The sequence below is a fragment of the Alloalcanivorax venustensis ISO4 genome (genome assembly GCF_015356855.1).
In the GTDB taxonomy this organism is placed as follows: Bacteria; Pseudomonadota; Gammaproteobacteria; order Pseudomonadales; family Alcanivoracaceae; genus Alloalcanivorax; species Alloalcanivorax venustensis.
Genome location: NZ_ARXR01000024.1, coordinates 34,033 through 43,379, shown reverse-complemented (window position 1 = coordinate 43,379; position 9,347 = coordinate 34,033). Strand labels below are relative to the sequence as shown.

Below are 9,347 nucleotides of genomic sequence, written 5' to 3'. Positions count from 1 at the left end.
TGTTAGGCACCATAGAATCTCCCACAAGGACCGCTCCCTACAGAGTCTGCTGCCTTCAGATGGCGCAGGTCTGCACACCGGTCGTGCACAATATTGGTGACTCCGGCCTAAGTCGTGCACGCCAATAGTGCAAAATAGACGTCTCCGCACGTCTTTGCCCTCCCAATGCCCCGTTTTCTGGCGCTCCCTGTCCTGGCCCGATTCTTGTATGCCCTTAGCCGGTGCAATTCCGGCGGGCTGCTTCCCGTTGGTGCAATCCGGGCCGTGCGCGGCCGCGAGGACTAGGGACCTATAGCTATGAAAATGATCACGGCGGTAATCAAACCGTTCAAAGTGGATGACGTACGCGACGCCCTGGCGCAGATCGGCGTTCAGGGCATGACCGTCACCGAGGTAAAGGGCTTCGGCCGTCAGAAGGGCCACACCGAGCTGTACCGTGGCGCCGAGTACGTGGTGGACTTCGTGCCCAAGGTGAAGCTGGAGCTGGCGGTGGTGGACGAGCGCGTCGACCAGGCCGTGGAAGCCATCGCCCAGGCGGCCAGCAGCGGCAAGATCGGCGACGGCAAGATCTTTATCACCGCGCTGGAGCAGGCACTGCGTATCCGCACCGGTGAAACCGACAACGACGCCCTGTAAGGAGGCCCCATGCGATATCTGATTGCGGGCCTTCTGGCCCTGACGCCGTCTCTGGCGCTGGCGGACACCCTGGATAAAAGCGACAGCGCCTGGATTCTCACCGCCACCGCGCTGGTGCTGTTCATGACCCTGCCGGGTCTGGCCCTGTTCTACGGCGGCCTGGTGCGCAACAAGAACGTGTTGTCGGTGTTGATGCAGTGCTTCGCCATCGCCTGCGCGGTGTCGCTGGTGTGGCTGGTGGTCGGCTACTCCCTGGCGTTTTCCGACGGTGGCGCGGCCAATGCCTGGATCGGCGGCCTGAGCCATGTGTTCTTTGACGGCATCGGCCGCGACACGCTGGAGGGCAGCCTGCCCAAGAGCCTGCACGGTTTGTTCCAGATGACCTTCGCGATCATTACCCCGGCGCTGATTGTCGGCGCCTTCGCCGAGCGCATGCGCTTCGGCGCCATGCTGGCGTTTTCGGTGCTGTGGGTGCTGGGCGTGTACGTGCCGATCTGTCACTGGGTGTGGGGCGGCGGCTGGCTCGCCGAACTGGGCCTGTATGACTTCGCCGGCGGCACCGTGGTGCACATCACCGCCGGTGTGGCGGCGCTGGTGGCGGCGGTGGTGCTGGGCCGCCGTCAGGACTGGCCCGGCCAGGCCATGAAGCCGCACAACATGACCATGACGGTGATGGGCGCCGGCATGCTGTGGGTGGGCTGGTTCGGCTTTAACGGCGGCTCCGCCCTGGCCGCCGACGGCAACGCCTCCATGGCCATGCTGGTGACTCATATTTCCGCCGCCGCCGGCTCCCTGGCCTGGGTGACGCTGGAAGCGGTCAAGTTCGGCAAGCCCTCGGCGCTGGGCATCGCCACCGGCATGGTGGCCGGCCTGGGCACCATCACCCCGGCGTCCGGCTTTGTCGGCCCCGGCGGCGCGCTGCTGATCGGCCTGGCCGCCGGCGTGATCTGTTTCTATATGGTGCTGGTGGTCAAGCAGAAGTGGCGCATCGACGATTCCCTGGACGTGTTCCCGGTGCACGGCATCGGCGGTGTGCTGGGCACGCTGCTGGCCGGCGTGTTCGCCTCCACGGAGCTGGGCGTGTTCTCCGGCTACGGCTTCGCCAAGCCGGAATACGGCATGCTCGAGCAGGTGGGTGTGCAGGCGCTGGGCGTGGTCGCCACCTTCGTGTACACCGGGGCGGTCACCTTCCTGCTGCTCAAGCTGGTGGGCCTGTTCACGCCGCTGCGGGTGACCGCCGAGGAAGAGAGCCAGGGTCTGGATATCGCGCTGCACGAAGAGCGCGGCTACGACATCTAACGCCTTCGGCCGGGGTCCAGTATGCTCGGGGAAACCGTCCCGCGAGGAGCTCCCCTTGGATCTGGACCCCTACGGCTGGCCCCGCGCCGGCGCCCTGGACGTTCGCCAGCTGCCCACCGCGGTGGGGGCGCAGGGCGTGGCGCCCCTGGCGGACAGCCTCGACCGTATTCACGAGTATCAGCGCCGGCTCTATGCCGGCCGGCGCTATGGCGTGCTGCTGGTGGTCCAGGGACTGGACGCCGCCGGCAAGGACAGCCTGATCCGCACCCTGGCCCGGGCTCTGGACCCGGCCGCTTTCCGTGCCCATGCGTTTGCTCGCCCACTCGGCGAGGAAGTCCGCCATGATTTTCTATGGCGGGTTTGGCGGCATCTGCCGGAGCGGGGCGAAGTGGTGGCCTTCAACCGCAGCCACTACGAGGCGGTGCTGGCCGAGCGGCTGTGGCCCACCGGCGATATCGGCGTGGACTGGCGCGGCCGCTACCGGGCGATCAACGAGTTCGAGGGGCATCTGCACCGGGAAGGCACGCGGCTGATCAAGGTGTGGCTGAACACCTCCCAGGACGAACAGCGCCGGCGCCTGCTTAAACGCCTGGATAAGCCGCGCAAGCGCTGGAAGTTCGACCCCTCCGACATGGACAGCTGGCGCGCCCGCGACCGCTACCTGGCGCTGGTCAACGAGACGCTCACCGCCACCCACACCGACCACGCGCCCTGGCATCTGATCCCCAATGACGACAAGCCGTCCGCCCGTGCCCGGGTCGCCGGTCTGCTGGCGGATCTGCTGGAAAGCCTGGCCCCGGAATACCCCCGCGAGGATATCGACTGCATTGAGCACTATCGGGCGCTGCTGCGCGGCGAGGAGGACTGAGCCTTGGCGCTGACCAACCTGCTGCAGGCGCTGGCCGGCCTGGGCGGGCTGCTCGCCATCGCCCTGCCGGAGGGGCAGCGGTCGCTGGGCCGGTTCGTGTTCGCCCTGGGCCTGTTGTTGCTCGGCCTGGATACCATGAAGACCGCGGTCGAGGTGGTCGGCACCCGCTTTGAGCTGGCGGTGTTGCAGGGGCTGCCGCCGATCGTCTATCTGCTGGTGGGTGTTGGTCTGACGGCGCTGATTCAGTCTTCTTCGGCGAGCATGCTGATCAGTCTGGCGGCGCTCAACGGCGGCCTGGTGAGCTTGTCGGAGGCCCTGGCATTCATGATCGGCGCGGACCTGGGCACCACCAGTACCTTGTTGTTGGGCTCGGTGAAAGGCGCCGCCGACAAGCGCCAGGTGGCGGCCTTCCATCTGCTGTACAACGTCGCCACGGCTCTGCTGGCGTTTCTTGTGCTTCTGCCGCTCTGGCCCCGCCTGCTGGCGGCCTTGGGCTGGAATGATCCGCTGCTGGGGCTGGTCGCGTTCCACAGCACCTTCAATCTGCTCGGTGTGTTTCTGTTCCTGCCCTGGTTGGCGCCTCTGGAGCGCGGGCTGGTGCGATGGGTGGGGCGCCGTGCGCGGGATCCGGATCCGTTCGAGGACGTGGACCCCAAGGCGGTGGAGCCGGCGCTGCTGGTGGTGGAGCAGAGTGTCGCCCGGCTCGGCGAGACCATCCGGCGGCGTTGTCTGGACTGGCCGGACCGCGGCGCGCTGCCGGCTTTCTATCGGGACTACGAAGCGATCACCGACCGCGAGATGCGTATCACGGCCTACCTGAACCGCGTCGGGCAGCAACCGCTGGACGCCGGCCAGACCGCGCGCTTGCAGAGGGTGCGCCAGTGTCTGAGCGAGTGGGTGTACGCCTGCAAGGCGATCAAGGACGTGGTCGACGACCTGGCGCCGCTGCATGACAGCCGGGCGCCGGCTCTGGTGGCGCTGGACGCGGCCCTGCACCGGGGGCTGGCGGCGGCGCTGGCGCACGGCGCCGCTCTGGACGAGACCGCCCACGGCCGTGCCATGGCCCAACTTACCCGGCAGGCCTACCAGGCGGTGGAAGCGGCCCGCGCGGAGGGCATCAGCGTGCTCAATCTGGTGCGCGAAATCGATGCCTGCGGCCGGCACTGGATTCGCGGCGCGCGGGCCGGGTCGTCGATATGACTTTTTGGCTCATTCCGAGTGCCAGGAAGACATTGTCAGCCCCGGGGCCTTTCTATAAGGTACAGGAAAGTTTCGAACGCTCGTTTGAATATCGCTCAGGCGAATCGAGCGGCCCATCGACCCGGGCGTCGAGACCATCGCAACCAAGGAGATAACAATGAGCCTGGAATTTTTGTCCGACGAGTGGTTTGCAAAGGTTAAGGAAATCCGTGATTCCGCTGGCGACGTGGAAGCGCCCGCGGCGCTCGCGGACCTGGTGATCAACATCACCGTGAAAACCGATGACGGCGAGAAGCACATGGCGATGGCCGGTGGCATGATCGAGGAAGGTCACCACGACGACGCGCCCACCACGCTGATCCTGCCCGCCGATCTGGCCAAGCGCATCTTCATCGAAGGCGACCAGTCCGCCGGCATGCAGGGCTTCATGAGCGGCCAGATCAAGATCGAAGGCGACATGAGCAAGCTGATGGCGCTGCAGTCCGCCCAGCCCACCGACGAGCAGAAGCAGCTGATGAAGCAGATCCAGGACATTACCGCCTGAACCTGCTTTCTTCATCTCTCTCGGTGAATGACAATGCCCGCCCCGTGCGGGCATTGTCGTTTTTGCGCCGCGCGGTTGGGCGCGGGCCGGGTTATCCGCTATCCTCTCAGCCCCGAAAGCGGGTGTTTCCCCGCATGGCGAGACCCGAGAGACAGTGAGTGAACAGCGTCGGTGAATTCCAGAGTGCCCGCGATTACCTGAACGACAGCGCCCGCTTCGGCGGTTTGCTGGAGGGGTATCGTCCCCGCGAGGCGCAGCTGCGCATGGCGGACGCGGTGGCCGAGGCCATCGAGGCCCGCGGCACCCTGCTGGTGGAAGCGGAAACCGGCACCGGCAAGACGCTCGCCTATCTGCTGCCGGCGTTGTTGTCCGACGGCCCGACGCTGGTGTCCACCGGCACCAAAAGCCTGCAGGACCAGCTGTTCTTCAAGGACCTGCCCATGGTCCTCAAGGTGCTGGGCATGGCCCGCAAGGCGGCCCTGCTGAAAGGCCGCGCCAACTACCTGTGCCCCTACCGCCTGGAGCTGCACCAGGAAGAAGCCCGTTTTCTCACCCGGGAAACCGCCGAGCAGATGCAGGTGGTGGCCCACTGGGCCGGGCGCACCCGCACCGGCGATATCGCCGAGCTGAAGCAGTTGCCCGAGGACGCGCCGGTGTGGCCCTGGGTGACCAGCACCGCGGACAACTGCCTGGGCACCGAATGCCCGAAATACAGCGAATGCCCGTTGATGAACGCACGCAAGGAAGCCCAGGAGGCGGACCTGGTGGTGGTCAATCACCATCTGTTCTTCGCCGACGCGGCGCTGCGCGGCGAGGGCGTTTCCGATCTGCTGCCCAGCGCCAATACCGTGATCTTCGACGAGGCCCACCAGTTGCCGGAGATCGCCGCCAACTTTTTCGGCGACTCCCTGAGCACGCGCCAGGTGCAGGAGCTGGGCCGCGACGCGCTGTCCGAGGCGGCCCATTCCGCGCTGGATCTGGCCGCCCTCAACCAGACCGTGGCGGCGGTGGACAAGGCCTGCCAGGATCTGCGGCTGAGCCTGGGCGAAGCGGAGCGGCGCGCGCCCTGGTCCGAGGTGCAGGACACGCCGGCGGTGGTGGAAGCCGGCACAGCGCTGCTGGATGCGCTGGTGGACCTGGAGGCCTCCCTGGCGCCACAGGCGAAAACCAGCCGCGGGCTGGACGCCTGCGCCCGGCGCGCCGCCGAGCAAGTGATCACCCTGAAGACCATTCTCGACGGGTCGGCGCCCAACCGGGTGTACTGGTTCGAGACCTTCAAGCGCACCCTGGTGCTGCACAGCACGCCGCTGTCGGTGGCGGCGCAGCTGCGCGCCCAGCGCGAGAAGCACCCCTGCACCTGGATTCTCACCTCCGCCACCTTGTCGGTGGCCGGTCGCTTCGAGCATCTGCAGAAGCGGCTGGGCCTGGAGGAGGCGGACACCCTGCGCCTGGAAAGCCCGTTCGATTTCAAACGCCAGGCGGTGTTCTATGTGCCCGAGGGCATGCCGGCGCCGTCCTCGCCGGACTACACCGCCACCCTCACCAAGGCGATGATTCCGGTGATCCGCGCCGCCGGCGGCCGTACCTTCTTTCTGTTCACCAGCCACCGGGCCCTGCGCGAAGCCGCCGGCCTGCTGCGCCAGGCGCAGCTCGAGTACCCGCTGCTGGTGCAGGGCGAGGCCGGCCGCCGCGAGCTGCTGGACAACTTCCGCAGCCTCGGCAACGCGGTGCTGCTGGGCACCAGCAGTTTCTGGGAAGGCATCGACGTGCGCGGCGAAACCCTCAGTTGTGTGATAATCGATAAGTTACCGTTCGGCTCCCCGGGGGACCCGGTGGCGGCGGCGCGCATCGAGCACATCAACAGCAGCGGCGGTAACGCCTTCCGCGATTACCAGCTGCCCCAGGCGGTGCTGGCGTTGCGCCAGGGCGCCGGCCGGTTGATCCGCGACCCCAGCGACACCGGGCTGCTGGTGGTAGGCGATCCGCGTCTGATCACCAAAGGCTACGGGCGCCTGTTTCTGGACAGCCTGCCGGGCATGACCCGCACCCGTAAGGCCGAGGTCGTGCAACGGTTTTTCACCTACATTGCCAACCGCGAGCACCTTCAATGACCTGCATTCTGGCCCTTGAAACCGCCACCGACGCCTGCTCCGTGGCGCTCTACCGTAACGGCGACATCCAGGAGCGTTTCGAACCCGGCGCGCGGCGCCAGACCGAGCGCATTCTGCCGCTGGTGGACGAGCTGCTGGCGGAAGCCGGGGTGACGCTGGCGGCGGTGGACGCGCTGGCGTTCGGTCACGGGCCGGGCGCCTTCACCGGGGTACGGGTGGCCACCTCGGTGGTGCAGGGCCTGGCCTTCGCCCGCGACCTGCCGGTGGCCGGCGTGTCCACCCTGGCGGCCTGCGCCCTGGCGGCGTTCGACCGCTACCCGCACCGCTCCCGCGTGCTGGCCGCGTTCGACGCGCGCATGGGCGAGCTCTATCTGGGTGCGTATCAATGCGGCCCGGACGGCGTGGTGCCGCTGCTCGCCGATGGCCTGTTCGACCCGGACGCGGTGCCGGAACTGGACGGCGACGACTGGCTGCTGGCCGGCTCCGGCGCCGTCTACCGGGAACAGATCGCGGCCCGCGTGCGGCTGGCGGAGGTGGACGCCGAGGTGGCGCCGCGCGCCGGCGCCGTGGCCCGCCTGGCACTGCCGATGGTAGAGCAGGGCCGCACCGTGCCGGCGGAACAGGCGCAACCGGTTTATCTGCGCGACCGTGTCGTGAATTAAGCCGCCGGAGCGCGGCACAAAAAAGGGAGAGTAACCGCGATGATCCATTGGGACCTGCCGGACGTGCACCAGATCGAAGTGGTGGTGGCGCCGGAATCCATCGACGTGCTCGGCCACGTCAACAACACCGAATACCTGCGTTACATGGAAAAGATCGCCTGGCAGCACACCCAGGTGCTGGGCCTGGGCTGGGACGAGTACCAGCGGCTCAACCGCTGCATGGTGGCGCGGCGCACCGAGGTGGACTATCTGGCGCCGGCGTTCGAAGGCGAAAAACTGCTGATCGGCACCTGGATCGTCGACAACGACCAGCGCATCAGCATCACCCGCCGCTACCAGATCGTGCGCGAAAGCGACGGCGTAACCCTGCTGCGCGGTCGCACCAAGTGGGTGTGCGTGGCGCTGGACTCGGGCAAACCCCGGCGCATGCCCCCGGAATTTCTGACCGGCTACCGGCCCACGGCGCAGGAATCCGTTTGAATGGATAATGTCCAGGCGTTGATTCTGGCCCTGGTTCAGGGCCTCACCGAGTTCCTGCCGATCTCCAGCTCGGCGCATTTGATCCTGCCCGCGCAGATGTTCGGCTGGCCGGATCAGGGCCTGGCGTTCGACGTGGCGGTGCACCTGGGCACGCTGCTGGCGGTGGTGGCCTACTACCGCCGGGATCTCTGGGCGATGACCCGGGGCGCCGGTGACGGCGTCATGCAGCGGCGCATGAACCCGGATCTGCGTCTCGGCCTGCTGGTGGTGCTGGCTACGGTGCCGGCGGTGGCGGCGGGCTTCCTGGCCAAGGATCTGATTGAAAACGAGCTGCGCTCGGCGGCGGTGATCGCCGTCACCACGGTGGTGTTCGGCGTGCTGCTGTGGCTGGCCGATGTCTACGGCGCCCGCAAGCGGGCGGTGGCCGAACTGGGCGTGGGCAGCGCGCTGCTGATCGGCGTGGCCCAGGCGGTGGCGTTGATTCCCGGCACCTCGCGCAGCGGCATCACCATCACCGCCGCGCTGGCGCTGGGCTTTCGCCGCGAGGACGCGGCCCGCTTTTCCTTCCTGCTGTCGATCCCGGTGATCCTCGGCGCCGGCCTGCTGAAAACCAAGGACCTGCTGGAAAGCACGGTGCCGGTGGATTGGGGGCACATGGCCCTGGGCGTGGTGGTGAGCGCGGTCACCGCCTACCTGACCATCATGCTGTTCCTGCGGCTGCTGGACCGGGTCGGCATGCTGCCGTTTATGGTCTACCGCCTGTTGCTGGGGGCGGTGCTGTTTGTGTGGTTCGTGTGAGCCTTGTGGGCCGCCTGCCCGGCGCCCCCGCCGTGGCGGGTACCGTGCCGGTGGTGTCGCCGCAGGCCGCCCGCGAAGGCGGTCAGGCGCTGGTGCTGGGCCCCACTGGTGACAGTGGCGCCTTGTCGCTGTGGGACCCGGCGGACCGCGCCACGCCGCTGAGCGTGGATTTCCTCGCCGGCCGGCAGGGCTACCGGCTGGCCGCCGACCGTGCCCGCCACGAGCGGCTGGTGAAGGCGCTGGGGCGCTGCCGGGACGGCGTCCAGGGGGTGCTGGACCTGACCGCCGGCCTGGCGCGGGACGCGGCGCTGATGGCCGCCGCCGGCTATCCGGTGAGCATGGTGGAGCGCCAGCCGGTGCTGCACGCGCTGATCGCCGATGCGCTGGCGCGCGCCCAAGGGCAGGGCGCCGCCGCCTTGCTGACGCTGCTGGATAACGGCGACGCCGCCACGCTGACGCTGCCCGCCGGCCCCTGGCACGCGGTCTATCTGGACCCGATGTTTCCGGCGCGCGGCAAAAGCGCGGCGGTGAAGCAGGACCTGCAGTGGCTGCAGCAGCTTTGCCCCTATCCCGACGACGACGAGGAGCGCCGCCTGCTGGACGTCGCACTGACCGTGCCGGCCCGCAAAGTCGTCATCAAACGCCCCCGCCGCGCGCCGCCCCTCGCCGGCCGAGCCCCGCACCACGTCCTGGAAGGCAAAACCGTCCGCTTCGACGTCCACAACGGCATGGCAGTTAACAGTTAACAG

10 protein-coding genes are annotated in these 9,347 nt (G+C 67.8%); all 10 read left to right on the top strand.

The window, feature by feature from the left end; all coding sequences use genetic code 11:
* Positions 1-297 precede the first annotated feature (297 nt).
* The 10 genes from ISO4_RS12715 (at position 298) to ISO4_RS12670 (ending at position 9,344) form a co-directional block, all read left to right on the top strand.
* On the top strand, positions 298-636 hold the full coding sequence (locus ISO4_RS12715) for a P-II family nitrogen regulator (RefSeq protein ID WP_142949972.1): 339 nt from the start codon (positions 298-300) through the stop codon (positions 634-636).
* A gap of 9 nt (positions 637-645) precedes the next feature.
* Positions 646-1,935, top strand: a complete 1,290-nt coding sequence (locus ISO4_RS12710; RefSeq protein ID WP_194856473.1) for an ammonium transporter — start codon at positions 646-648, stop codon at positions 1,933-1,935.
* Between the two features lie 55 nt (positions 1,936-1,990).
* Positions 1,991-2,803, top strand: a complete 813-nt coding sequence (locus tag ISO4_RS12705; protein WP_194856472.1) for a PPK2 family polyphosphate kinase — start codon at positions 1,991-1,993, stop codon at positions 2,801-2,803.
* Between the two features lie 3 nt (positions 2,804-2,806).
* Positions 2,807-4,003: a Na/Pi symporter gene (locus tag ISO4_RS12700; protein WP_194856471.1), complete on the top strand. Its 1,197-nt coding sequence runs from the start codon at positions 2,807-2,809 to the stop codon at positions 4,001-4,003.
* Positions 4,004-4,160: 157 nt separating this feature from the next.
* A complete protein-coding gene (locus ISO4_RS12695; RefSeq protein WP_142949968.1) occupies positions 4,161-4,547 on the top strand; it encodes an SCP2 sterol-binding domain-containing protein in 387 nt (128 codons plus the stop codon).
* 158 nt (positions 4,548-4,705) lie between these two features.
* Entirely contained in the window at positions 4,706-6,658 is a 1,953-nt protein-coding gene (locus tag ISO4_RS12690) for an ATP-dependent DNA helicase (RefSeq protein ID WP_194856470.1), read from the top strand.
* Positions 6,655-7,320, top strand: coding sequence for a tRNA (adenosine(37)-N6)-threonylcarbamoyltransferase complex dimerization subunit type 1 TsaB (gene tsaB, locus ISO4_RS12685; protein ID WP_194856469.1), 666 nt, complete (start codon positions 6,655-6,657; stop codon positions 7,318-7,320). Before ISO4_RS12690 ends, tsaB begins: the two co-directional genes overlap by 4 nt.
* A gap of 39 nt (positions 7,321-7,359) precedes the next feature.
* On the top strand, positions 7,360-7,800 hold the full coding sequence (locus ISO4_RS12680) for an acyl-CoA thioesterase (protein ID WP_142949965.1): 441 nt from the start codon (positions 7,360-7,362) through the stop codon (positions 7,798-7,800).
* A complete protein-coding gene (locus tag ISO4_RS12675; RefSeq protein ID WP_194856468.1) occupies positions 7,801-8,598 on the top strand; it encodes an undecaprenyl-diphosphate phosphatase in 798 nt (265 codons plus the stop codon). It abuts the gene before it with no gap.
* The gene (locus ISO4_RS12670) at positions 8,595-9,344 is read left to right on the top strand and encodes a class I SAM-dependent methyltransferase (RefSeq protein WP_323745384.1); all 750 of its coding nucleotides are present in this window, start codon (positions 8,595-8,597) and stop codon (positions 9,342-9,344) included. Before ISO4_RS12675 ends, ISO4_RS12670 begins: the two co-directional genes overlap by 4 nt.
* The last annotated feature ends 3 nt before the right edge of the window (positions 9,345-9,347 follow it).